Below are 25,418 nucleotides of genomic sequence, written 5' to 3' on the forward strand. Positions count from 1 at the left end.
TAATTGTATATTTGTATATTCTATATTTACATTTCATAAATAATATACGATATTTTCATTAAATTCAATACTCCACATATTGCATCGTAAATTTAATAAAAGGGCTATCTATTAAAATCATTAATAGATAACCCCTTTATTTATATTTTACTTATTTAACTATATTTTTACACAAACAAATCCATTAAATCTTTATTTGAAAGGGTAGAAAGTATATTTGCCCCTTCATATCCACCACTCATTACATTATTTATTAAATCCTTTTTTTCTTCTTGAAGGTTTATTATTCTTTCTTCTATGGTTCCTTGTGCTATAAGTTTTATTACTTCTACCACCTTTTTTTGTCCTATTCTATGTGCTCTATCGCTAGCTTGTTCTTCAATAGCTGGGTTCCACCAGGGATCAAAATGTATAACTATATCCGCAGATGTGAGGTTTAGACCGGTTCCTCCGGCTTTAAGGGATATTAAAAATACCTTTGCTTTTTCACTATTATTAAATTCTTCTACTAGTTCCAATCTTTTAGAAGCTTTAGTTTTCCCATCTAAATATGAATATTCTATATTGTTTTTTTCTAGTTCATCTCCTATAACTGATAGTACTGATGTAAACTGTGAAAATAAAAGTATTTTATGATTATTTTCTATTGCATCTTTTATAATTTCTAATGATGCTTCTAATTTACCATTCCCACCTTTATAACCCTCTATTAAAAGTGATGGTTCTAAACATAATTGTCTTAGCTTTGTTAAATATGAGAATATAGTAATTTTATCTCCCTCAAAGCTTTCATCTTCCATTTTTTCTTTTATATCTTTTACAAAAGCGCTATAAACCTTTTTCTGCTCTTTTGTAAGCTCTATATAATGTTTCTTTTCTATTTTTTCTGGAAGTTCTTTTATAACATCCTTTTTAAGCCTTCTAAGCATAAATGGTTTTATATATTTTTGAAGTTCCTTAGATCCTCCTTCCTTATCTATGAATCTTTTTTTAAACTCTGAATTATTATATAAATATTCTGGCATAACAAAATCAAATATGCTCCAAATATCTATTAAATTATTTTCTATAGGTGTTCCTGTCAAAGCAAATTTTACCTTTGCTTTGATATCTTTAATTTTTTTGGTACTTTGAGCAAGTGGATTTTTAATATTTTGTGCCTCATCTATTATACAATGATCAAAGATTATGTTTTTATAACTCTCTTCATCATTTCTTAATGTTCCATAGGTTGTTAATAGTACATCATACTCTATATATTTTTTTATTATTTCGTCTCTTTCCTCTTTGTTTCCATGAACTATTGCAATTTTAAGAGTTGGTGCAAATTTTTCAAACTCATTTTTCCAATTATATATAAGAGAAGTTGGTGCAACTATTAATGTTTTCTTCCCTTTTTCTGAAAGTATAAAAGAAATTGCTTGCAATGTTTTCCCAAGTCCCATTTCATCTGCAAGGACCCCTCCGAAACCAAGATAGCTTAAATTTTTAAACCACTTAAAACCATCAACTTGATATTCTCTAAGTGTCGCATTTAAATCTTTTGGAAGTTCATAGGATATATCATTTATATTTTCTAGCTTCTTCACTGTATCTTTTATTACTTTTGATCCTTTAATAAATTCTAATTTTTTTCTATTTACAAATTCATTTAGCAATACACTTCTATTTTTATGTAATCTTATGTTATTAATTTCTTTTTCATTTGATACTATTTTATCCATCATACCTAAAAGTTCATTAAGCTTATCATCTTCTAAATTTATAAAACTATTATCCTTTAATTTATGAAATCTTTTTTTATTTCTAAATGAAGATAATATGTTTTTATATTCCTTTGGATTAATATCTTCTATGTTAAAAGAGAAATCTAAATACCCATTATCATTTTCTTTTATATCTGCTTTTATTGAAGGTGTTTTATATATTTTTCTACTTTTGAATCTTTCAGAATAATATACTTCTCCATATTTATCTAGCTCTTTATATCCTTCTGTTAATAAATTATATAATTCTTCTTCATCTCCATTAAAAACAAACTTTTTATTTTGTATTGATATATTCAGATTTTCTATAGTTCTTAGTACTTCTGTTTCTTTCTTTTTATCTCTTATTATTATTTTATCTTTATTTTCATTCTCATTTTCTATTAATAATAGTTCCTCTTGGCCATATTTTAACTTCACATCTAGAGTTATCGTTTTTCTATTTTCATCAAAGTAAAAGGATACCTCTAAATCATTTTTTTCTACTGCTTTTAAGGAATTATCATATTCTATTTTTTTACTTGTATTTTCTAACATAGGAATAAGATCATTAAAAATTCTATTTACGTTTTCCTTTTTAAATAAAACTTTTCTTCTGTCCTCTATGTTGTTTGAAATTATTTTCAAATTATCTATTTGGTTTTTACAAGGTAAATAGATGTTATCATTATAAATAAAAACATCCTTTTTAAGACTAAGCGGAACTATATCAGTAGTTAATAGCTCTAGGGAATATTTTTCTTCTGCATCTATAGAAATTTTCAAATCTAAAGGTAAGTCTTCCTTTAATATTCCCACTTCTTTTCCTTCAAAATGTATTTTTTTATGACTAACAATTTCTAGAAACCTTCTTAAACTACTTATGGATAATTTTAATTGTTTTGAACTCCCGCTATCAAAACCATAGCTTTGCTCTGTAAGTAATCCCTTAGTAATAATAAAATCTTCAATAAAGTCTACTATATTCTCATCCTTTTCTTCAAAATCATTAATATTTGAATCATAGATAAAATCTTTTCCATACTGAAGAGGAGTATTATTAAGCCTTGCTAAAGTAAAATCCCTTAAATTTTTAAGAACATACATTTTTTTATTACCTATTTTAAAATCTACTTCAAAATACTCTAAATTTCGTTGTGCTTTTTTATGTAAGTTAACTTCTAGTTTTACTTTCTCTTTTCGTCTATATAATGCTTCAATATCATTTAAAAGTTTCTCACCTGTTTTTTCTAAATATTCACTACTATTATTAAGCTCTATTTCCTTTTTTAAATTTTCCATAAAAACATGGTACATTGCGGCTATATGATTACACATATATGTTCCGCTCCAATCATTATTTTTACGGTAATCTAAACAATCACATTCTGTATCAATTACTCTTCCACTATCTATATCAACAGAAAAATCTGCATCATAAGAAGATCTTTTATTATCTGATAAAACAGATGCGCTTATACTAAGTCCATTTATATTCATAAAATTATCTAAATCATTAATCTGCATTTCTACAACATTATCCTTACTATAAATGACTCCTGATTTCTTTAAATTTTTACTAGTAACATTTTTATTTAACTTCTCAATTAATTCTTTAATATTCAATCCTTCACCTCATGTTTTTTACTATGTAGCTTTCTACAATTATATACTATAAATTAGCTTTATATTACATAATAAAAAACAAATGCACTAGAAGTATACCTCCTAGTGCATTTGTTTAAACATATCTAATATATATTCCTTTTCTACATAGTTTTCAATATACGTTTTAAGAATTCTTTTGTACGTTCTTCAGTTGGATTATTGAATATTTGCTCTGGAGGTCCTTGCTCTACGATAACTCCTTTATCCATAAACACCACACGATCAGCTACTTCCCTTGCAAATTCCATTTCATGGGTTACTATTAACATAGTAAGACCAGTTTTTGCAAGTTCCTTCATAACCTTAAGAACTTCTCCTACCATTTCAGGATCAAGTGCTGATGTTGGTTCATCGAACAACATAACATCCGGTTCCATTGAAAGGGCTCTTGCAATAGCCACACGTTGTTTTTGCCCACCTGATAATTGTTTTGGCTTTGCATTAACATATTGCTTCATTCCAACAACATCTAAATATTTCATAGCTACTTTTTCAGCATCTTCTTTAGAACGTTTTAATACTTTCATTTGCCCAACAGCGCAATTACTTAAAACATTATGATTATTAAACAAATTAAATTGTTGGAATACCATTCCTAATTTTCTACGGTATTCGTAAATATCATGTTTATCATCTAAAATATTTTCTCCATTATAAATAATTTCACCACCACTTGGTTTTTCTAGAAGATTAACACAACGAAGAAGAGTTGACTTACCCGATCCTGATGAACCGATTATACATACTACTTCTCCCTTTTCTACTGAAAAATCAATATCTTTTAATACTTCATGGGTACCAAAGGATTTACTTAAATGTTGAATATCAATTACTTTTTCCATATTTCCCCCTTATCGGCATAAGCGATATTGAAAAACCCCTTATGTTTATTCCAATTATTATTTTAAAATTCTACATATTATATATTCATATTTTTATACTTGCATTTGATTTCCACTCATAATGTAATTATCTGGACCATCTAATTTTTTTTCAATATAACGTAAAATTCTTGTTACTGTAAATGTCATTATAAAATAAATAACACAGGCAACAAAAAATGATTCAAAATACCTGAAGTTATTTCCTGCAATAGATTTTGTTTGGAAATATAATTCTGTTACAGATATTACATTAAGAACTGATGTATCTTTAATATTAATTACAAATTCATTACCTGTTGCTGGCAGAATATTACGAATTACTTGTGGCAATACCACATGAATCATAGTTTGAATATGATTCATACCTATAGCTTGCGCAGCTTCAAATTGACCTTTATCAACTGACAAAATACCACCACGAACAATTTCTGACATGTAAGCACCTGTATTAACAGATACTATAAAAATTGCCGCTGCTATTTTGTTCATATTTATACCAAATGCTAAAGCAGAACCATAATAAATTACCATAGCTTGCACAATCATAGGTGTTCCACGAAAGACTTCTATATAAATAGATAAAATAGCATTTATAGATTTAAGAATCCATTTTTTTATTCCTCTATCTGGAATAGGGATAGTACGTACCCCTCCCACTAGCAACCCGAAAACAGATCCTACAACAGTTCCTACCATTGATATTAGAAGTGTCATACCTGCTCCACGAAGGAACATTGGCCCATTTTCCGAAATAATTTTCATTACCCACTCAAAACTCATATTTATTCTCCTTATAATAATTCCTGTAATATTCTCTACAGGAATTTGTATTTACTATTTTTATAAAATAGACTACATACTATTTGATGTAGTCTATACTTATTAATTAGCTGCTGGTTGGTTCTTTATAGCTATGTCCATAATGTCTGTACGATCTTTTTCTGAAATACCTGTTAATACTTCATTTATTTTAGATGTTAATTCACTATTTTTTGCAATACCTACCGCAATTGTTGTATCCTCATCTGATGCAACAAATTTCTCTTTAAATTCTACCATTTTAAAACTTGAGTTAGCATTTTCAGAACTAACACCTTCTGGACGTTCTGATACATATCCATCAATCATTCCTGATTGAAGGGCAACTCTCATTGTTGGGAAGTTATCCATAGCTGGTTCCTTAGACACCCCTTTAATTTGATCAATTACTGAATAGTGGAATGTATTTAATTGAGCAGTTACTTTTGCTCCGTTAAAATCTTGGATAGAAGTAGCGCCTTCATATTTTCCACCTTTTTTAACTACCATAACTAAATCTGATTTATAGTAATTATTTGAAAAATCTATTGTTTGCATACGTTCTTCTGTTGGTGACATACCTGCAATTATTCCATCTATTTTCCCTGAAAGTAATGCGGGTACAAGACCATCCCATTCAGTTTTAACTATAACTAATTCTTTTCCTAACCCATCAGCTATTTTTTTTGCAATCTCTACATCATATCCGCCTGCATATTCTGAGCTTCCTTCAATTTTAACTCCACCATTTGAATTATCCATTTGAGTCCAGTTAAATGGAGCATATCCAGCTTCAAGTCCTACTTTAAATGTTTCACCCTTTGCAGCCGTACCTCCAGACTTACTATTTGACCCACATGCTGCTAACATTGTAGCTGTTACTACAGCCATTACTATTGATAATATTCTTTTTTTCATAATTAATCCTCTCCTTCTTGTTTTTTTATTCTACTATAGATTTAGAAAGTATATTTTCACGCTTCTCACATGGATAATAATGTTTTTTTAGAATTTTGGGTAACAAAAAAAGACCTGAGATAAACCCAAGTCACAATATTCACAATTGCCCTTAAATCCTCTTTCTTCTCCTAAATGAGATAGCTCAACTCAATAAATCGGAAATTTATTGAGACAGTCCTGCAGTTATTTACTACAGACCCAGCAAATAATATTGAGAAATATTATAAACTTCGGCGACTTTTCCTTCTCTTTAGTATCAATGCTTCTCAAACTCCACTAAAGACTGTTAAATGTCGCGCCTCTACCTCACCTGTAAAAGCGAGGTATTATTAAATTATGATTTTAGTATATAATATTACATTATATCTGTCAACCCTTTTAGATTTTAAGCTATAACATATTAACAAGTTTATTATTTGTGTTTGTTTTTTACAAAATCATATCTTCGTATATTATATTGTTATTTGTTTTAATGTAAATTTCACTTTATCCACAAATTAATAAAGCACCTACCACAGTAAGTGCTTTATATTATTTATTATTTAATTAAACCTTCTGAGCGAAGATATTCTTTAGCAACTTGCGCAGGATCTTCGCCAAGATCATCTACTTTATAATTAAGGTCAATCATAGTTTCTTGACTTAATTTACCGGATAGCATATTTAAAACTGTTTTAAGTTCAGGATACTTTTCAAGTGTTTCCATTCTTACAAGTGGAATTGCATCATAAGGTGCAAAAAAGTTTAAGTCATCTTCTAAAACCTTAAGATTAAAGGTTTTTAAAAGTCCATCAGTTGTAAAGGCATCTATAACATCAGATTCGCCATTATCAAGTGCCTTATACCTAAGAGCTCCATCAATTCCAACAACATTTTTGAAATTTAAATTGTAAACTGAAGCTAAATTTGGAAATCCATCCACTCTATTTAAAAACTCTAAGGTAGGTCCAAAAACTAATTCAGAACTTACTTTAGCCAAATCAGATATTGAAGTTATTCCATATTTATCAGCTACTTCAGGTTTCATAGCTATAGTAAAACCATTATTAAATCCCAGTGGTTCTAATAAAGTAAGCTTATGTTCTTTCTCCATAATTTCTTTTGATTTAGAATAAATAAGCTCTTTATCTACAGAGGGTTCTTGATTTAATACATTTATATATAGTGTTGCTGTATATTCAACCATAAGATCAATTTCACCAGCATAAAGCCCCTCCATAGTAACAGAACTACCAGCTAAACCTAATTTTTTTTCTACATTTAAATCAGTATGCTCTTCTATTAACTCTGCATACATATTTCCTAAAATTAATTGTTCAGAAAAACTTTTAGATCCAATAACTATAGTTTCACCTTTAGGCTTTAAAACAGCAAATAGTGAAGAGCCTATTAAAGCAACTAAAATTATAGCTAAAGTAACTTTTAAACCTGTTGATTTAGATTTATGCTTAGTTGGGTTTAAACCCTTTGGCATAATAAGAACTTCAATTTTTCCAAAAAGAAAATCTATTACAAGTGCTAATATACAAGATGGTATAGCTCCTGCTAAAATCATATTGTTATTAACAGTTTGTATTCCAGAATAAACAAGGTATCCAAGCCCACCTGCACCTATAAATGCAGCAAGAGTCATAAGACCAACTGCCATAACTGCTGATATTCTAATACCAGACATAATTAGTGGAAGTGCTAGTGGGATTTGAACAAGTCTAAGTGTCTGTCTACTAGTAAGTCCCATACCTCTAGCTGATTCGAGTACATCAGGATTTATATTTGTAAGTCCCGTATAAGTGTTTTTAACAATTGGTAGAAGTGAATATAAAACTACCATAGTAATAGCTGGGACACTTCCAATACCCAGTATAGGAATTAATAATCCAAGAAGAGCCATAGAAGGTATAGATTGGATTACATTTATTAGACCAGAAATAGGTTTTTGAAGTGTTTTAACTTTACTCATCAAAATACCTAGTGGAATACCAATTAAAATAGCAATTAAAATAGCGCCAAAAGTTAAATATATATGTTGAATAAACAAACTTAGAATTTCTTCTTTTCTATTTATTACAAATTCAAAAAATTTACTCATTACTTAACTCCTCCGTATCTAAAAATTGTTCACTTAATACTGAAATCAAACTACTTCTAGTTACAAGACCAGCTAAGTGATTGTCTTTTGTTATAACCGGAATGTATCCGATAGCGTGAGAGTTAATTAATTCAAGTATATTTAAAATATTATCATCTTCATAAACAGATAATACATTATGTTCCATTATTTCTTCAAGTTTCGTTTCTTTTGCAGTGCTACGCTTAATGTCTTTTAAAGTTACAAGCCCTATCAAAATATTAGATTTATCAACAATAAGTAAACTATCTACCTTATTAATTTTCATAATTTCAATTGCTTGTAAAATGTTCCTCGAAGAAGAAACTGAAACAGGTGTTTTAATCATAATATCCTTAGCTTTTATAAATTCTGGGGTATTCCAGACTCTATTTGCTCCGATAAAATCTTTAATAAAATCGTTAGCTGGATTTTTAAGAATATTTTCAGGTGTATCAAACTGTGCAATTTCCCCCTTGTTCATGATACAAATTTTATCAGCTAGCTTTATAGCTTCTTCCATATCATGAGTAACAAATATTATTGTTTTGTGTAGCTCTTGTTGCATTGAAAAAAGTTCCTCTTGAAGAGAACTACGTGTTATAGGATCAAGGGCACTAAAAGGCTCATCCATTAAAATTATTTCAGCATCAGTAGCAAAAGCTCTAGCAACTCCAATTCTTTGTTGTTGTCCACCACTTAACTCACCAGGATATTTATCTAAGTACTCTTCTGGCGAAAGCCCTACAAGCTTTAATAAATCATTAGTTTTACTAGCAATAGCTTCTTTAGTTTCAATTTTTTTCAACTCTGGAATTAAAGAAATATTTTCTCTAATAGTCATATGAGGGAAAAGCCCAGTATTTTGAATAACATACCCTATTCCCCGTCTAAGCTCTATTGTGTTCATCTTAGAAATAGGCATGTTATTTATATAAATTTCTCCGGATGTAGGGGTAATAAGCTTGTTTATCATTTTTAATGAAGTGGTTTTACCGCATCCGCTAGAGCCTATTATAACAACAAGAGAATTTTTCTCTATAGTTAAGTTTATATTTTCTAAAATAGTTTTTGAACCAATTTTTTTCGTTACATTTTTGAATTCTATCATATTAAACCTCCTCGGCTAATGACAACTTGTATTTTTTATTAAGTTGTCAGTTATAAGTATAACATAATTTGCCCCAAAAGTAAAATTCTCTTTACCTTCTACTAAATATAATTACAAATTTCCAAACTACTAATAAGCCTTTAACGTGGCAATTCATTGTTTGTTAGAGGTTTTTTATAAATATAAAGTTACCCTCTTGCTTTTTAAATTATACCCTATGGAGTAGACTTTTTTTGAGGTCTATTCCATAGAATACATTTTAGTTTTATATTAACTTCTAATTATTTTGTTCCCTGTGAAATGCTACTTAAAGCACTTCCTGCCATTTCATCACTATTGTTTTCTGTAGCTAAATCCCCTAGTGCAATTATGCCAACTAAATTATTATTATCTACTATAGTCAATCTTCTAATTTGATTTTCACTCATTATTTTTGTTGCTTCATCTATACTCATATTTGGATTTCCTGTTATTATATTAGTAGTCATAATCTCATTAACAGTTTGAGTCTTAGAATCTTTTCCAACTGCTACAGCTTTTAATGTTATGTCTCTATCAGTTATTATTCCCTTAATTGTATTGCCTTCACAAACAGGTATTGACCCAACATTATGTTCTTTCATTAAAGTTGCAGCTTTTTCAACAGTATCATCTACATTTAAAGTTACCACTGACTTTGTCATTAATTCATCTACTTTCATTGTATGCACCTCTTCTTTCATTTGTAATTTAGACTTATTAAGTTCTTAACTAAACATTAGATGCTCATGAATTATTATCATCTATGATACTATAATATAATATAATATAATATAATTTTATTTTACATCTCTTATTACTCAGGTAAACCTCTAACAGGTTTAGTCAGATTTAAACCAGTTCCTCTTGTTACTGGCTGTTCTGATTTTGAATCTATAGTTTCATTTTTTCTTTTTTCTTCAGATTTTTTTTGCATTTTTTCATCACCTCCAAATTTATGATTCCCAGGGTTAAGATACATTATTCATTTTAACTTTCTTCACAATTTTAGTTTCAGTGTATTAAATAATTCAACTAAACTACTGAATAAAACTTGCTTTTGCTACAGCAATTACTATTAATAATAATGTCTTATTTTTAGAATTTTAGGCAAAAAAAGACCTGGGATAAACCCAAGTCACAATATGCATTAAATAATTCCTAGTCTAATCCTAATGTTCCTCCTGGATTCATTATATTATTAGGATCAAAATGTTTCTTTAATGCTTTATAGACATCCATTTGATTTTTTCCAATTTGACCTTCAAGCCATGGAGCTGTCATCTTTCCTATGCCATGATGATGACTCATTGATGCTCCATATTTTTGAATATTATCTAATATTCCTGACTGATATTTTAAATACTCATCTATGTCATTCATCTTAGCTATAAATATAAAGTATAAATTTGCGCCTTGAGGATATACATGAGACATATGAGTCATACAAATTGTATTTGGTCTGCTCTTACAATATTCTCTTACTCCCTCATGAACATATTTCATATTTTCCCAAGATACTGAACATTCTAATGTATCTGTCATTATTCCATAATCCTGTAAATCTTCTCTTAAGTATGGATCTTTAAACCTTCCATGTTCCCAAGATTTTGTAACAAAACCTGTAGTGTACATTGCCCCATATTTTTTACATATTTTATGAACTTTTCTTCTAACCACCTTTGTAAAACTCTTTTCTCCATCTGTAAATCCTAAAAACATACACCTTTGATTTTGTTTAAATCCTCTTGCTATCATTACCTTATCTATTATAGTTTCCTCTACTCCATAAAGCTTCATCATAACATCAGTTTCTTCTGGATCTGATAATCTAAATACTGATGGAAATCCAAATTGACCTTGCATTATTTCTCTTGCTGCTTCCCTTGCATCATCCCAATTTTTAAATATATAACTAAATCTTCTTTGGTTTTCTGGCATATGTTTAAATATTTTTACCGTTACTGATACAAGAATTCCAAAAGCACCTTCACTTCCCATCATAATTTCATCTATAGATGGCCCTGTTGAATTTGCTGGAAACTCTTGAGTTTTAATAGTTCCAATAGCAGTAATATATTCTTGACATATTACCATATCCTCTATTTTTCCAAAATACGTAGAATTTTGTCCAGCTCCCCTTGTAACTACCCAACCTCCTACTACTGAGTACTCAAAAGATTGTGGAAAATGTCCACAGGTATATGCTCTTTTAGCCCCAAAAAGCTTTTCTGCATTATTTAATGTTTCTTCAAGCTTTGGTCCTGACATTCCAGGTTCAACAGTTATTGTTTGATTTATTTCGTTAAATCTAATTACCTTATTCATATGAACTCTCATATCTAAAGATACCCCACATTTAACGCACTCTACACCTCTAGTTACTGATGAACCTCCTCCATAAATATATATAGGTATTAATTCTTCATTACAAAACTTAACTATTTTCTCTATATCTTCTTTACTCCTTGGATGTATAACTATATCTGGTATATTTTCAACTATCCCTTCTCTAAGCCTCATTAAATCTATCATTGTTTTACCATAAGCTACTTGTAGTCTTGAATAATCATCTCTCTTTATATTTTCTTTACCTACAATATCTTCAAAATGTTTAATTTGATCTTCAGTTAAAGTAATAGGTTTATTAAATGATACCTTTTCAATTCCTGTTTTTTGGGTATTTTTAAAATCAATATCTGTCATTTCAAATGTTTTCTTCATTAATGAATATAACCTATCATTAGGATGCTTAAATTCTTTTTTATCTCCCCATTTTAATATAGATCTATAAGAACCCTCTGGAGGTATCTCTTCACACCAGGTAGGTCTGAATTTATTTCCTTCTGTTTTACTCATAATATTTCCCCCTCAAATTTAAATATCTGGATAATTTGTAATTCTTTGAATTTCTGAATATAAATAAGAAAGTCTTAAATATACTTTTTTGTAAACTCTATTAAACAATTTCGAATAAATTAATGCATTATCCTTATTTGGCTCAAATACCACTTTATAATGAACCATATTATCAACAGCCTCATGAAAGTTTGGATATATTCCTAAAGCTACAAATGATACTATTGCAGCTCCAAGACCTGATGTTTCATGTGTATGACTTTTATAAACCTTTCTATTTAACATATCTGAAGTTATCTGACATATAGTATTGCTTTGCGAACCCCCGCCAGATACCATTACATATTTAACCTTTACCTTAGATTTTTTCTCTATTTTATTTATTCCATCTAATAATCCATAATTTATTCCTTCTATAATTGCCCTGTAAATATGAATACGTGTATGAATATCTCCAAAACCTATTATTGCACCCTTTGCCTTTGGAGATTTTAACCCAGGCCCCCAATAAGGTTGTAGAATAAGACCATGAGATCCTGGTGGAATTTCCATTAACCTCTTATTTAAAATTTCTTCCTCCGTTATACCTTTTTCTTTAGCTTCAATAGATTCCTTAGCTGCAAACTCTTTTTTAAACCAACTAATCATCCAATACCCTCTAAATATTTCAAACTCAGGATTATAATACCCCTGAATACAAGCTGGATAAGCAGGCATAAATCTTAAAGGTTCAAAATATTTCTCTGCCATTCCTTGTACTGTTGCTGTTGTTCCAAAACTTAAATTTACATACTCCAAATTTTTACATCCTGTTCCTATGGTTTCACAACCCTTATCTGATCCAGAAGCTATAACAGGAATCCCTATCTTTATTCCAGTCTCCTCTGAAACATCTTTATTTATATATCCTAAAATTGTTCCAGGTTCCACAAGTTCAGGCAACTTATCTTTTTCAATTCCAAAGGTTTCCCACCTATAATCTTTTTCTTTTTGTGGCCATTGCTTTTTCTTATAATTAAAAGGTATATGGCCTATCTGGGATGCTATAGAATCAATAAATTTACCAGTAAGCTTATAATTAAAATAACCTGAAAGTAATAAATATTTATAAGTCTTATCCCAAATATAAGGTTGATTTTCTTTTATCCAATTAGCTTTACTTTTACGCCTAGAAACTTCAATAGCTTTATTCATACCTACTAATGAAAACATAACTCTATATTTAAAACTTATTGGCTTACTACATTTAGCCATCCTTTGATCTAACCATATTATAGCTGGTCTTAGAACCTTACCATTCTTATCTAAATTTATTCCAGTATCTCTTTGAGTTGTAACAGTTACTGATAAAATCTCATCCCATATATCTTCAAAATTTTCTTTAAGATTTTTACAAACTCTGCATATCCCTTCCCAAAACACCTGTGGATCTTGTTCTGCAAATCCAGGCTCTGTAGAAAAATAAGGAATAAAATCTAATTTTTCTTTTCCTATTAAAGTTCCAACACTATCAAATATTAAGGCCCTAACACTTTGAGTTCCACAATCTATTGAAAGGACATATTTATTATCCATATCATTGCGTCCTCCTATTTTCATAGCCTAAATCTGAAGTTGAAATTACATTAACACCTGAATCTAATACATTTTCTACTATTACATCATTTACCCTAATAGGCTTATCTATTAAAACATTACTCAATACCTTCATTAAATCAATTATTCTTTCTTTACTTATCTCTGTATCTGTTCTTACTGGTAATCTTGGCATGTTTTCAAATATTGTTTTTACGGTTGATGATATGCTTCTTTTAGGGTCAATCATTTCATTTATAGCAAAATCTTTTCCTCTGCTACATTTATTACCCGTTATTATCAATTCTTCTCCTAGTTTTTTCACATATAATTCACAACCATTTGGACAAACAATACATATAATTTTTTTATTTTCCATTTAATTACTCCTTTATAGTGCTCATAAAGAAATTTAGTTTTGATTTATTATCTATTTGTAGCTTGTCTATTTCTATAATTAATTTTTCCATTTCTGGAGGCTTAATAACTATATATTTTTTACTTAATATTACTTCATCACCTAACTTTAGCTCTACTATTACATTTCTTTTTATCTCTCTACTTCTAAAATACATAGTAACTTTGTTTTTTGTAGTTATATTAATTTTTTGTGGTACAACATAAAGAAAATCTTTACTATTATAATTAATATCTATATCCTCTTTGCATATTCCTTTTTTAACATATTCCCCAGCATTCTTTCCTGCAAAATCTCCACTTTCAGAAACATAATCAACTAGATCGTTTACATGAAGTGCGTTTCCACAAGAGAAAACTCCATTAACACTAGTCATAAAATTTTGATCTACTATAGGGCCTTTTGTATTTCCGTCAATCTCAACTCCTAGTTTTTCAGCAATTTCATTTTCTGGTATTAACCCAACTGATAATATTAAACTATCACACTTTATGACCTCTTCTGACCCCTTTATTGGTTGCATTTTTTCATCTACCTTGCAAACTTCTACAGCCTCTACTCTTTTATCTCCAATTACTTTTGTAACGGTATGTGATAAATGTAATGGAATCTTATAATCATCTAAACATTGTGAAATATTTCTACTTAAACCTGAAGGCGTATCCTTTACTTCGTATACCCCTAAAACCTTTGCACCTTCTAAAGTTAGTCTTCTAGCCATTATAAGTCCAATATCTCCACTACCTAAAATAACACACTCCTTACAAGGTAAGTATCCTAAAATATTAGTAAAATATTGTGCTGTACCTGCGCTATAAATTCCTGCTGGCCTATCTCCATTTATAAAAATTTGTCTTGAGGTCTTTTCTCTACAACCATTAGCAAGTATTATTGCTTTGCTTGAAACCCTAAAAGTCCCTTCCTTTGAATTAACTAGTGTAAGTATATAATCCTCTTCTTTCTTATTTACATCTATAACAAAGGTTAATGTATAAATTTCAATATTTTTTTCTCTAACTTTTTTTATATATCTATTTGCATATTCTGGACCACTTATTTTTTCATTAAAGGTTATAAGTCCAAATCCATCATGAATACATTGCTTCAATATGCCCCCAAGCTTTTCTGCCCTTTCTATTATTAAAACTTTTGAGCCTTCTTCATTACAAGATAAAGCTGCTGCTAGCCCTGCTGGTCCGCCACCTAAAATAATTACATCAAAGTGAATATTATTATTATTCATTTATTTCCACCTCACTATCATTTTTAGGTTTTTCTTTATACACTTGCTGAACCTCTTCTATTAAAATTCTTGAACCTTCACCATTTTTAGTTATTTCATTAAAATTCTTTCCAGTCTCATTTTTAATTATCTCTAATAAATAAGGAGTACAAAAACCACCTTGGCACCTTCCAGCCCCAGGTCTAACCCTTTTCTTTATTCCATCTAAAGTTGTAACAGGTATTGGAGATCTTAAAGCATCTTCTATTTCCCCTTTACTAATTTCCTCACATCTACAAATAATTTCTCCATAAGATGGTCTTTTCTTTATTATTTTCGATCTTTCCTCAAAGGATAAATTTCTTATCTCTGGTATTCCAAGTCTTATTGGGTTCCAATTAATATTAGGCTTTATCTCAATTTTATTTTTTAATAAATTACAGGTTATTTTTTCAATTTCCTCTGCTATAGCTGGTGCTGAAGCTAATCCTGGAGATTGAATACCCGCTGCATAAATTAAATTTTTTACATATTCTGATTGTTCTATTATAAAATCCTCCTCATAGGTTGCTGCTCTTATCCCTGAGTAGTAAGTTATAACATCTCCCTTTGAAACCTTAGGAACTATTTTAAGATGCTTATTTATAACATTTTCAATATTTTCTTTATTAGTTGAATAATCCTCCCTATAAGGTTGTTCGTAAGCATCTGGTCCAACTAATATATTTCCTTCTATAGTTTTTATAAGACCTCCGCCTTTAGTGTTTCCTTTTGATAAACTTAATGAAGGCATAGCCACTACTCCATTAATCAGATTTCCAGTTTTCTTATCTAATATTAATGATTCTCCCTTTCTTGGGTGTATTGTAAAGAATTGATCATTTGCCATATCTGCTATTTTATCTGCATATACACCAGCCGCATTAATAACTACTTTTGGATATATAGTTCCTCTATTTGTTCCCACATAAGATATTTCATTTCCTTCTCTATTTATAGATGATACTATTGTATTAAAGGAAAACTCTACTCCATTCATAGCTGCATTTTCTGCATATGCATAAGTCATTTTATAAGGTGATAATACTCCTGTAGTACCAAAGTGTATAGCTCCAGCTATATTATCTAATACATTCGGTTCCATTTTCCTCACTTCTTCTTTAGATAAAAAAGTAATATCCTTTACTCCTACCTTTTTAGCTCTGATCATTATAAGTGGTTTTGCAATCTTTATTATATTTTTTTCAAAAAGCACTGTAGACCCACATCTATTAAAATCTACCCCAAGCTCTTTTGTAACCTTTGTATATAGCTCATTTCCTCTTACATTAAATATTGATTTTTTACTACCAATTGGAGCTTCTATTCCAGGGTGAACCATGCCATCATTTCTTGATGAAGTATGCATTGCAAGATCTTCTTCTTTTTCAACTAAAAGAATTGATATTTGCCATTTTGATAGTTCCCGTGCAATTGCCGACCCGATTACCCCACCCCCAATTATAAGTACATCAACCTTTTTCTTATCTAGCAAATTATCATTTATACTTGGGCTTTTTATTTTAGGTATATCTAGACCCCGAGCCGTAATCCTATTTACTACTCCCTTATATCCCCTTTTTGATGCAATCTTACCTGCTTTTATTACCTCATTCCAACTTAATACTTCACCTTCAAGTAGTATTGATGAGCCTAACTTGCTACAGTAAACCTCCTTATTAACATCTTTTTGTATTTTCCTTTGAATTTTTAAATAATCTATCTCCATAAAATACATATCTCCTTAGGATGTTTGGACATCTTATTATTTATATATACTATGCTGTTTTTATGACAATAATGATAAATCCTCACCTAAGTAGGATAAGGTAATTTTTTCTTTGATTAGGTTATCTATATATAGTTTAAGTATATGATTATGTTATAATAATACATAACAAATTAAAAAGGATGTAGATATAATGGAAAATATTAAACTTACTGAATATAGCCACGGTGCTGGGTGTGGTTGCAAAATTTCACCTGCAGTATTAGATTCAATACTTAAAACTTCACGTAATGTTATAAGCTATCCAAATTTATTAGTTGGGAATAGTACAAAAGACGATGCTGCTGCCTTTGATTTAGGTAACGGAACTTCTGTACTTAGCACTACAGATTTTTTTATGCCTATAGTAGATGATCCATTTACTTTTGGAAAAATAGCTGCAACAAATGCTCTTAGTGACATTTATGCTATGGGAGGCAAACCACTTATGGCTATTGCTATATTAGGATGGCCAATTAAAACACTTTCACCTGAAATAGCTAGAGAAGTAATTGATGGAGGTAGATCTGTATGCGATGATGCAGGAATTCCACTTGCTGGAGGCCATTCTATAGATTCTCCAGAACCTATCTTTGGATTAGCAGTAACAGGGCTTGTAGAAAATAATCGTTTAAAACAAAATAATATGGCAACTGAAAATTGCGAGATTTTCTTAACTAAGCCTTTAGGAATAGGTATCCTAACTACAGCTCAAAAAAGAAAATTAATAGAACCAGGTCATATTGATCCAGCTATTGAAGCTATGTGTACACTAAATAAAATTGGTGGTGAAATATCTGCCCTAGATGGTGTTGTTGCTTTAACTGATGTAACTGGTTTTGGATTACTTGGTCATCTTGGAGAAATTTGCGACGGTAGTGATATATCTGCTGTAGTTAATTTTAATGAAGTTCCTCTTCTTCCAAATGCAAGAAAATATCTTGCGATGGATTGTATATCTGGTGGTACTCGTAATAACTTTAATAGTTACGGAGATACTATCACTGAGATGACAGACGAACAAAAATTTATACTTTGTGATGCACAAACTTCTGGTGGACTGCTTGCCATTGTTAAGAAAGAAAGTGTTTCTGAGTTTTTACAAATTACTTCTTCAGTAGGTTTATCACTAAAACCTATCGGATATACTTGTAAACGCGAAAATAAACTTATTAAGGTGATATAATGACTTTTAAAACAACAAGTGACTTTAAAAACATTGTTCTTGAGGACATCCCATTAATTGATGTAAGGGCCCCTATCGAATTTAAAAAGGGTGCCTTTATAAATTCAATTAATTTACCTATTATGAATGATGAAGAACGACATTTAGTTGGTATATGTTATAAAGAAAAAGGAAATCATGATGCTGTTAAGCTCGGTCATGAATTAGTTTCTGGAAATATAAAAGATGAACGTATAAAATCTTGGGAATCATTTATTACTAAGAACCCTAAAAGTATGATTTATTGTTTTAGAGGTGGTTCTCGTTCAAGTATTAGTCAAGAATGGATTGAAAAGTATGCTGGCAAAGAAATTGTGAAACTAGAAGGTGGTTATAAAGCATTTCGTAATTATCTAATAGATGAACTTGATGCTGAAGTTCAAAGTAGCAAACCTATTGTTTTAGCTGGTTTCACAGGAACTGGTAAAACTATTTTGCTAAATGAGCTAGAAAATTCTATTGACCTAGAAGGCCTTGCTAATCATAGAGGTTCTACCTTTGGTAGACATACTACACCACAGCCTACTCAAATAAATTTTGAAAATGCTCTTGCTTGTAAACTTATAAAACATAGAGCAAAAGGCTACTCACATATTATTTTAGAAGATGAAGGCGGTAATGTAGGGCTTAATTTTATTCCTAAGCCCTTAGCCGCATATTTTAATGCTGGTGATTTAGTTGTTTTAGAGGCTCCTGTTGAAGAACGTATTAACCTTACACTTCAAGAATATGTAATCAACTCTCAGTCCGAATACATAGCACATTATTGTGATGAAGCGCTAGGGCTTCAAGAATGGTTTAATTATATGTCAAATAGCATAATCAGAGTAAAAAAGCGATTAGGACTGGAACGATTTACACAAATATATACTTACTTTGAAAAAGCTTATGCAAATCAATTAAAAACTGGAATTTATGATTTTCATCAAGATTGGATAAAGTTATTTCTAACTGATTATTATGATCCTATGTATAAGCATCAATTAGATACTACTACTAAAAATATTTTATTTAGAGGAAATAATTCAGATGTATTAGAATATTTAAAATCTCTAAAATAAAGAAATTATGACTCCTAGAGCAACCTATAATATAGATTGTCCCAGGAGTCATAATTATTTAAAAGTCTATTCTTATTTTATTTTCTGTGTCTTCCTTTATATATGCATTTTCTCTATCACCTTCTATAAAGAGCTTATCTCCATCATATTTAAGCCACACTTCATTTCCATTTTCCAATTTTTCTTCTCCATCAGCAGTATCCACTAATCTTCTATTAATTAAATAACCAAAACTATTTACTTTTTCTCCAGACATTAATCTGTAAACTATTGTTCCAATATTTTTTTCATCATTATTTCTGATTTTAACCTTAACAAATTTTTCTGTTCCCTCTTCTTTATAATCTGTTATTGTTAAAACTCCAGCCTTACCATTATATACTACCTTATCAATGCACTCTTTAGGATTAATTTCTTTAATATTTGGATCCCCCTTATACATCTCTACGGGAACTATATCCATATAATTCAAATCAGAATCAAATCCAGTATATATAACTGTTGTTAATCCATTTTCATCACCTCTACTACTCATATAACCTATGGTATCTTTAGGCTCTTCAAATCTAAAATATCTTGAATATCTATCATCATATTTTTCTTCATAGTTCTCATCAAAACTTATACAGTTTCTTCTGCTATAATCAACATACTGTATCTTTAAATATAATGGACTTTTAGTTACTGATTTAACCTCTATTTTACCTATAAAAGTATCTTTCTCAATATTTAGTGTCTTTTCAATTGTTTGATTATCCATATTAGTCCTGTCTAAACTTCCACTAAAGATCCAATTTCCATCTATACCTGTTATATTTGTAAAATTAATTTTATAATTAAATTTTTCAGGAATATCTGGTATTATTAGGTTAGTTATATGATAGTGACCATCTTCTTTTTCTTCATGAATTATATTATCAAATTCCGGTATATATAGCTTTCCATCTATTTCTACATTACAATTCCAAAGTTGAGGCATATCTAACTTTCCATCCAAACTTTTAATATAATATCCAATAGTTATGCCTGTTTTATCTGGAACTGCTGTCATAAGTGTTATCTCAATATTGCTATCCAAAACCTTTCCTACTATATCTGTTGAATTTTCCTCAACTTCACCTACAAAATTTTTATGTTCACTATTCTCATTAAGCACTTTGAAAAAATCTCCTACTAATGGTAAGCTTTCTGCAAAGGCTGGAAATGTAATAGCTGTCCCCATAAATAGTATTCCAGCTACCGATGCAGCTATTAAACTTTTTCTTATTTTATGTGACTTCTTCTTTTCTGGCAAGTTCTTAAGAAGCTTTTCTAATGATAGATGTACTTCATTTGGCACTTGGATATTATCATTATCTTCAAACTTATTTTTCAAGAAGCTATCTATTTCAAAATCCTTACTCATGATGATCTCCCCCTTTTAACAAATCATATAATTTTTCTCTTCCTCTTTTTAAATTTGTTTTAACAGTATTTTCTTTTATATCTAATGCACAGCTTATATCCTTTACTGATAAATCATCGTAATAATGTAAACTTAAAACAAGCCTCATATTACTGGGCAATAGCTCCATTGCTTTATATAAGTCTAAATCTTCATAGCTATCAATATGAATTTCATCTATTACTGATTCTTCAAAATCTAAAACTTCTCTTTTATTTTTCCTAAGAATTATATAACATTCATTAATTAATATTCTTATAAGCCATGTTTTAAAATAAGAATTATTTCTAAGTGATTTTAGCTTTTCATAAGCCTTTAGGGTTGCTTCTCCTATAACATCTATAACATCTTCATCAGATGAAAGATAATTTTTAGCTACCCTATACATAGTCTTTTCATTTTCCATTATAAGTTTTACAAAAGCTTCTTTATTCCCCTTTTTAGCTAAATATACATCTATATTATCCACAAAGTAAATTCCCCCTTTAATAGTTGCCTCCATTTTATCCCCTCCTTATTTTTCTTTACATATATTTAGATGGAGATATAAGGCTTTAGGTTTCATTAGTCGTAGTAAAATAAATAACAAGTCAATTTAGATATGCCTTAACATTATTTTTTACTATATATACGAAATAAGGCTCCTTGCAATAAGGAGCCTTATTATAATTTAATATTATTTTATTTTTATAATTTAAACATATGTATTTTACCACCGCTATTCAAATTTTTAAGTGTTATTATTATAATTGGCAAAATAAATAATCCTGCAAACCCAAATACTCTAACACCTATAAATATACACATAAGCATTATTAATGGATGAATTCCTATTTGATTACCTACTATTTTAGGTTCTATTATATTACGAATTACTGTAATTATAATGTATAAAGTAAGTAGTCCTAATGCAAATCCTATGTTTCCACTAGCTAGTTGAATAATAACCCAAGGAATTAATATTCCTCCTGTCCCAATTACTGGGAATATATCTAATAGTGCAATACTCATAGCAATCCCAATAGCTCCGTGTACTCCTAAAATTGACAATCCAATAGAAAGCTCTATAAACGTAATGCTAATTATAATACTATATGCTTTAATTAGATTAAATAAAGTGCCTACTGTATAATCCTTAATATCAAATATAGTTATTCGTAACTTTTCAGGAAATTGTTTAACTATAAATCCTGTAACTTCCTTATAATCTATAGCTATGAAAAATGAAGATATAATAGAAAAACCTATAACAATAAAAACTGTAGGAACAGATGTTACCATAGTTGATATTAAACTAATTACGTTAGATGAAACTGTACCTATTATAGATCCTAGTGATTTAGATAATGACTCGGTTATATCTTGTACCCCTTGTATCAAATTTGGGTCAATCCTTACCATTAAAGCTTCAACTTTATCAAATGATCCATATAAAGATGGTTCTATACTTGTTTCATAAATACTGGGAAGTTTTAAGAATATCTCCTTTACGGATATAGAAACCTTAGTTACTAGTAAGACTAGAAGTACACCTACTGTAGAATAAAATAATAAGACAATTACAGCAGCTACAGGTTTTCTATTAATATGTAGTTTACTTGATATTAAATTAATTAATGGTTTTAAAATAAATGCTACCATAAATCCAATCACAAATGGCAAAAACCATACAATCCCATACTTTATGACAATAAATATTGTTGATATAACAATACTATAGTAAAGTACATTAATAATAAAATTCTTTTTCTTTTCAATATTCATAATTTCCTCCTATTATTTTATGGGTCCTCCCCTTAAATTATTCAATACTCTTTTATATTTATTATATCCTATGACCTATATAATAGCATAGGAAATTAAATTTTATTTTATATAAAAACTAACAAATATCTAATTATCTATTAAAACTTATAGATAATTGAGTTTGATTAATTGAATAATTATTTAAGTTTAGCTAATACTAATATTGTAACCAAAATAAGGAGGTGTTCCTAATGGGAAAGGCTAAACAACAAGTAGACCAAAGTATGAGTACTGTTCAAACTGCTGTTAGTTCATTACAACAAGCTTTAATTTCAGCTGAAAAACCTGAAAATAAAACAAAAATTGAAAACGCTATTTCATCTTTAAATGTAGCTTGCCAAAGCTTATCTACTTTCCAAGACTAATTATTAAAACTTAATATGAGTACAAAAAAAGGTATGAGATTAACTTCATACCTTTTTTTCATATATTCATAAAATGTCTTGACTAATTATTAGCCTTCAATATCAATAAGCACTATCTCTGGTAGTTTGAACACCCTAGTCAATCTAAGAAATAACTTTATAATGAGCTGTACTAGTTGGTAATGTTCCAGCAGGTGTCCACCAAGAAATATTTTCATAAATTTTACCTTCATATACTACCTTTTGTTTATTTGTATAGGTAGTTCCAGAATTCCAAATCACTGCACTTGAATGTTCTTTATAAACAACATATATTATTACATCTTTTGTAACTATGATTCCAGCCTTATCTGTAATACTATAGTTTACTTTATAAGTTCCAACTTTCTTTGTATCAACTGTACCTGATGCAACTATATTACTAGTTATATTTCCATCTTCTACATCATTTGCAGAAATTCCAGTCATAACATCGAATGATGAACCTTCTACTACAACTTGGTCTTTAGCACCTTTAAGTGTAGGAAGACGATTACCATTAATAGGTTCACTAGCAGGAATTTTACCATTAATCTTTATATTTCTAACACCTGAGAAACATAACTTCATCTTAGCTTTAACTGATGCAGTTCCACCGTTTGGAGTATCCGCCCAACCTGATGTTTTTAAGTTTACTCTATAAAAATCTCCAACTTCTGTAACAGTTCCTGTTCCACCCTCTGCTCCAACATATAAAGCAGATTTAGGCATATCAAATTGAATTTCCCATCCCTTAGGAAGGGTAGCTCCAGTATTGTTAGTTATTGTAAATATAGTTTCTCCATTTGGATGATCATATTTAATCTTAGTATCAACATTAACATCAATCACTTCATTTTTTCCAATATCTTCTTTTGTTTCTTTACAATTTCCCATTTTATCTAATCCGACTTTTAGCTTTTTAGTTAATGTATCTCCCCAAGTGTACTTACCTTCATTTGTCTTATCCGAACCTTTAACATAGTTAGGATTTAGACCATAGTCACCATTCATAACCCAGATTAAAGCTCCGCCTAAATTCTTATTTTCGATGTACTTAACTCTTTCATCTATAGATTGTTCATTTTCAAAAGATAAGAATACTTTTTTATCTCCTTGCCAAACATATGGCACCTTACCAACATCGTCCCAGTTAACTTTTAAGTTAGGATCTTTTTCCATCAGGTTTAATACATGCCATAATGGATTAGCCCCTGCTGGGTCTGGAGTTCCATCTTTATTATCATCATCGCCCCAAAGATTGTATTTTCCTGATGCAGGTGTTTTACTCTTGCCGTGTAATCCTAAACCATTTCCACCTTGTACATTTTCCCAACCTCTTGTATAATATGGAATTCCCATAAGAATTTTTTCTGCTGGAAGCACCCCTCTATAGAAGTTATATGCCCAATCCATATTAAGAGTTGGCATTGCCATATTAGTTGTTTCATTATCAGCTTTATCTGGGTAGATATTTGCTAAGTTTTCAACATATTCATTCCAACCACCATGAAAATCATATGACATTATACTTAGAAAGTCTAAATAACTTGCATATTTGTTATCTGTAACTCCACCAAGTACCCAAGATGAAGCCGTAACAGCCGCAGTTAGTAAATAATCTTCATTATCTTGCTTTGCAGCCGCATCTAACTTTTCTCTTAACGTTTTCATTAAAACGTTATATCTTTCATTTAATACAGCTCTTCTTGGTTCCGATAAATCTTTATCTGCAGGGTTACCAGATGTAGCTACTGATGATGGATATTCAAAATCTATATCAACCCCATCAAAACCATATTGTCTAATAAAGTCAACGCAAGAATCAGCAAATGTATTAATTCCAGCATCTGTATCTATCATTTTATAAAAACCTCTAGTGCCTGTCCATCCCCCTATAGATATTAATAAATCTACATTTGGATATTCTTTTTTCATTTGTTGTAATACATTAAAGTGACCTTTATACGGTAGTTTGGGATCTAATTTGACTTCCTTCCCATTACGCTCTAACTTGTACTTTGAAAAATCCTCTTCTATGGCTGCGTACTTATCTCCAAATGCAATTTTATTGTCTTCTCCAACCATTGCAAATGAATACTGGATATGTGTTAAAGACTCCCATTGTAAATCAGCTACATCGAAATTACCTTGAACCTCACTTTTGTAAGCCCATTCTGGAAAATATACAACAACTTTTCTTTCTAAGTCTTTCGTTTTTTTGTCCTTTGTAGTAGCAGCATTAGCCGGTGTTACTAATGTCATAACTGTGAAAACAGATACCATAATTCCTGCCATTGCCTTTTTTAATTTTATTCCCTTCATTA

The 25,418-nt window shown here is 29.8% G+C and carries 19 protein-coding genes and 1 riboswitch; of the genes, 3 read left to right on the forward strand and 16 right to left on the reverse strand.

Annotated elements, in window-relative coordinates; translation table 11 throughout:
• Nucleotides 1-167: 167 nt before the first annotated feature.
• From BLS77_RS04490 to BLS77_RS04545, 12 genes are all read right to left on the reverse strand, one after another.
• Nucleotides 168-3,371: a DEAD/DEAH box helicase gene (locus BLS77_RS04490; protein ID WP_089966269.1), complete on the reverse strand. Its 3,204-nt coding sequence runs from the start codon at nt 3,369-3,371 to the stop codon at nt 168-170.
• 143 nt (nt 3,372-3,514) lie between these two features.
• A complete protein-coding gene (locus BLS77_RS04495) occupies nt 3,515-4,255 on the reverse strand; it encodes an amino acid ABC transporter ATP-binding protein (protein ID WP_089966271.1) in 741 nt (246 codons plus the stop codon).
• Nucleotides 4,256-4,348: 93 nt separating this feature from the next.
• The gene (locus BLS77_RS04500) at nt 4,349-5,077 is read right to left on the reverse strand and encodes an amino acid ABC transporter permease (protein ID WP_089966273.1); all 729 of its coding nucleotides are present in this window, start codon (nt 5,075-5,077) and stop codon (nt 4,349-4,351) included.
• A 102-nt stretch (nt 5,078-5,179) separates the two neighbouring features.
• Entirely contained in the window at nt 5,180-6,013 is an 834-nt protein-coding gene (locus BLS77_RS04505; RefSeq protein WP_089966274.1) for a transporter substrate-binding domain-containing protein, read from the reverse strand.
• A 172-nt stretch (nt 6,014-6,185) separates the two neighbouring features.
• Nucleotides 6,186-6,367, reverse strand: a riboswitch (Lysine riboswitch).
• A gap of 226 nt (nt 6,368-6,593) precedes the next feature.
• Nucleotides 6,594-8,144, reverse strand: coding sequence for an ABC transporter permease/substrate-binding protein (locus BLS77_RS04510; RefSeq protein WP_089966276.1), 1,551 nt, complete (start codon nt 8,142-8,144; stop codon nt 6,594-6,596).
• Complete coding sequence (locus BLS77_RS04515; protein ID WP_089966278.1) at nt 8,137-9,273, reverse strand: betaine/proline/choline family ABC transporter ATP-binding protein; 1,137 nt, start codon at nt 9,271-9,273, stop codon at nt 8,137-8,139. The genes BLS77_RS04510 and BLS77_RS04515 overlap by 8 nt, the downstream gene beginning before the upstream one ends.
• Before the next feature lie 281 nt (nt 9,274-9,554).
• Nucleotides 9,555-9,974 (reverse strand): CBS domain-containing protein, encoded by a 420-nt coding sequence (locus BLS77_RS04520; protein ID WP_089966279.1) that lies wholly within the window; start codon nt 9,972-9,974, stop codon nt 9,555-9,557.
• 478 nt (nt 9,975-10,452) lie between these two features.
• The gene (locus tag BLS77_RS04525; protein ID WP_089966281.1) at nt 10,453-12,150 is read right to left on the reverse strand and encodes an FAD-binding oxidoreductase; all 1,698 of its coding nucleotides are present in this window, start codon (nt 12,148-12,150) and stop codon (nt 10,453-10,455) included.
• Nucleotides 12,151-12,168: 18 nt separating this feature from the next.
• Nucleotides 12,169-13,725 (reverse strand): FGGY-family carbohydrate kinase, encoded by a 1,557-nt coding sequence (locus BLS77_RS04530; protein ID WP_089966283.1) that lies wholly within the window; start codon nt 13,723-13,725, stop codon nt 12,169-12,171.
• Nucleotide 13,726: 1 nt separating this feature from the next.
• Nucleotides 13,727-14,104 carry a DUF1667 domain-containing protein gene (locus BLS77_RS04535; protein WP_089966285.1) on the reverse strand — a complete coding sequence of 126 codons (378 nt, stop codon included), beginning with the start codon at nt 14,102-14,104 and terminating at the stop codon, nt 13,727-13,729.
• A 4-nt stretch (nt 14,105-14,108) separates the two neighbouring features.
• Nucleotides 14,109-15,386 carry an NAD(P)/FAD-dependent oxidoreductase gene (locus BLS77_RS04540; protein WP_089966287.1) on the reverse strand — a complete coding sequence of 426 codons (1,278 nt, stop codon included), beginning with the start codon at nt 15,384-15,386 and terminating at the stop codon, nt 14,109-14,111.
• Nucleotides 15,379-17,133, reverse strand: coding sequence for an NAD(P)/FAD-dependent oxidoreductase (locus BLS77_RS04545; RefSeq protein ID WP_089966289.1), 1,755 nt, complete (start codon nt 17,131-17,133; stop codon nt 15,379-15,381). The genes BLS77_RS04540 and BLS77_RS04545 overlap by 8 nt, the downstream gene beginning before the upstream one ends.
• 190 nt (nt 17,134-17,323) lie before the next feature.
• Here BLS77_RS04545 and selD point away from each other — a divergent pair, with 190 nt between their 5' ends.
• Together selD and mnmH are read left to right on the forward strand one after the other, a co-directional pair.
• A complete protein-coding gene (gene selD / locus BLS77_RS04550; RefSeq protein WP_341423413.1) occupies nt 17,324-18,358 on the forward strand; it encodes a selenide, water dikinase SelD in 1,035 nt (344 codons plus the stop codon).
• The gene (gene mnmH / locus BLS77_RS04555) at nt 18,358-19,458 is read left to right on the forward strand and encodes a tRNA 2-selenouridine(34) synthase MnmH (protein ID WP_089966293.1); all 1,101 of its coding nucleotides are present in this window, start codon (nt 18,358-18,360) and stop codon (nt 19,456-19,458) included. Before selD ends, mnmH begins: the two co-directional genes overlap by 1 nt.
• Nucleotides 19,459-19,516: 58 nt before the next feature.
• On the opposite strand, the gene BLS77_RS04560 is transcribed toward mnmH, so the two are convergent.
• The 3 genes from BLS77_RS04560 to ytvI form a co-directional block, all read right to left on the reverse strand.
• Complete coding sequence (locus tag BLS77_RS04560) at nt 19,517-20,863, reverse strand: DUF4179 domain-containing protein (RefSeq protein WP_089966295.1); 1,347 nt, start codon at nt 20,861-20,863, stop codon at nt 19,517-19,519.
• Entirely contained in the window at nt 20,856-21,404 is a 549-nt protein-coding gene (locus tag BLS77_RS04565) for a sigma-70 family RNA polymerase sigma factor (RefSeq protein WP_089966298.1), read from the reverse strand. The genes BLS77_RS04560 and BLS77_RS04565 overlap by 8 nt, the downstream gene beginning before the upstream one ends.
• Before the next feature lie 185 nt (nt 21,405-21,589).
• Nucleotides 21,590-22,666 (reverse strand): sporulation integral membrane protein YtvI, encoded by a 1,077-nt coding sequence (gene ytvI, locus BLS77_RS04570; protein ID WP_089966300.1) that lies wholly within the window; start codon nt 22,664-22,666, stop codon nt 21,590-21,592.
• A gap of 233 nt (nt 22,667-22,899) precedes the next feature.
• Between ytvI and BLS77_RS19730 the strand changes: the two genes are divergently transcribed.
• Nucleotides 22,900-23,073: a hypothetical protein gene (locus BLS77_RS19730; protein ID WP_167865180.1), complete on the forward strand. Its 174-nt coding sequence runs from the start codon at nt 22,900-22,902 to the stop codon at nt 23,071-23,073.
• Between the two features lie 144 nt (nt 23,074-23,217).
• Here the strand turns inward: BLS77_RS19730 and BLS77_RS04575 are convergent, their stop codons facing one another.
• Entirely contained in the window at nt 23,218-25,416 is a 2,199-nt protein-coding gene (locus BLS77_RS04575) for a glycosyl hydrolase family 18 protein (RefSeq protein WP_089966302.1), read from the reverse strand.
• Nucleotides 25,417-25,418 lie beyond the last annotated feature (2 nt).

It is taken from the genome of Clostridium gasigenes (assembly GCF_900104115.1).
Taxonomy (GTDB): domain Bacteria; phylum Bacillota; class Clostridia; order Clostridiales; family Clostridiaceae; genus Clostridium; species Clostridium gasigenes.

Coding starts and splice junctions, on each gene's coding strand:
- BLS77_RS04495 (WP_089966271.1), bottom strand. CDS start 4,255: ATGGAAAAAGTAATTGATATTCAACATTTAAGTAAATCCTTTGGTACC.
- BLS77_RS04500 (WP_089966273.1), bottom strand. CDS start 5,077: ATGAGTTTTGAGTGGGTAATGAAAATTATTTCGGAAAATGGGCCAATG.
- BLS77_RS04505 (WP_089966274.1), bottom strand. CDS start 6,013: ATGAAAAAAAGAATATTATCAATAGTAATGGCTGTAGTAACAGCTACA.
- BLS77_RS04510 (WP_089966276.1), bottom strand. CDS start 8,144: ATGAGTAAATTTTTTGAATTTGTAATAAATAGAAAAGAAGAAATTCTA.
- BLS77_RS04515 (WP_089966278.1), bottom strand. CDS start 9,273: ATGATAGAATTCAAAAATGTAACGAAAAAAATTGGTTCAAAAACTATT.
- BLS77_RS04520 (WP_089966279.1), bottom strand. CDS start 9,974: ATGAAAGTAGATGAATTAATGACAAAGTCAGTGGTAACTTTAAATGTA.
- BLS77_RS04525 (WP_089966281.1), bottom strand. CDS start 12,150: ATGAGTAAAACAGAAGGAAATAAATTCAGACCTACCTGGTGTGAAGAG.
- BLS77_RS04530 (WP_089966283.1), bottom strand. CDS start 13,725: ATGGATAATAAATATGTCCTTTCAATAGATTGTGGAACTCAAAGTGTT.
- BLS77_RS04535 (WP_089966285.1), bottom strand. CDS start 14,104: ATGGAAAATAAAAAAATTATATGTATTGTTTGTCCAAATGGTTGTGAA.
- BLS77_RS04540 (WP_089966287.1), bottom strand. CDS start 15,386: ATGAATAATAATAATATTCACTTTGATGTAATTATTTTAGGTGGCGGA.
- BLS77_RS04545 (WP_089966289.1), bottom strand. CDS start 17,133: ATGGAGATAGATTATTTAAAAATTCAAAGGAAAATACAAAAAGATGTT.
- mnmH (WP_089966293.1), top strand. CDS start 18,358: ATGACTTTTAAAACAACAAGTGACTTTAAAAACATTGTTCTTGAGGAC.
- BLS77_RS04560 (WP_089966295.1), bottom strand. CDS start 20,863: ATGAGTAAGGATTTTGAAATAGATAGCTTCTTGAAAAATAAGTTTGAA.
- BLS77_RS04565 (WP_089966298.1), bottom strand. CDS start 21,404: ATGGAGGCAACTATTAAAGGGGGAATTTACTTTGTGGATAATATAGAT.
- ytvI (WP_089966300.1), bottom strand. CDS start 22,666: ATGAATATTGAAAAGAAAAAGAATTTTATTATTAATGTACTTTACTAT.
- BLS77_RS19730 (WP_167865180.1), top strand. CDS start 22,900: ATGGGAAAGGCTAAACAACAAGTAGACCAAAGTATGAGTACTGTTCAA.
- BLS77_RS04575 (WP_089966302.1), bottom strand. CDS start 25,416: ATGAAGGGAATAAAATTAAAAAAGGCAATGGCAGGAATTATGGTATCT.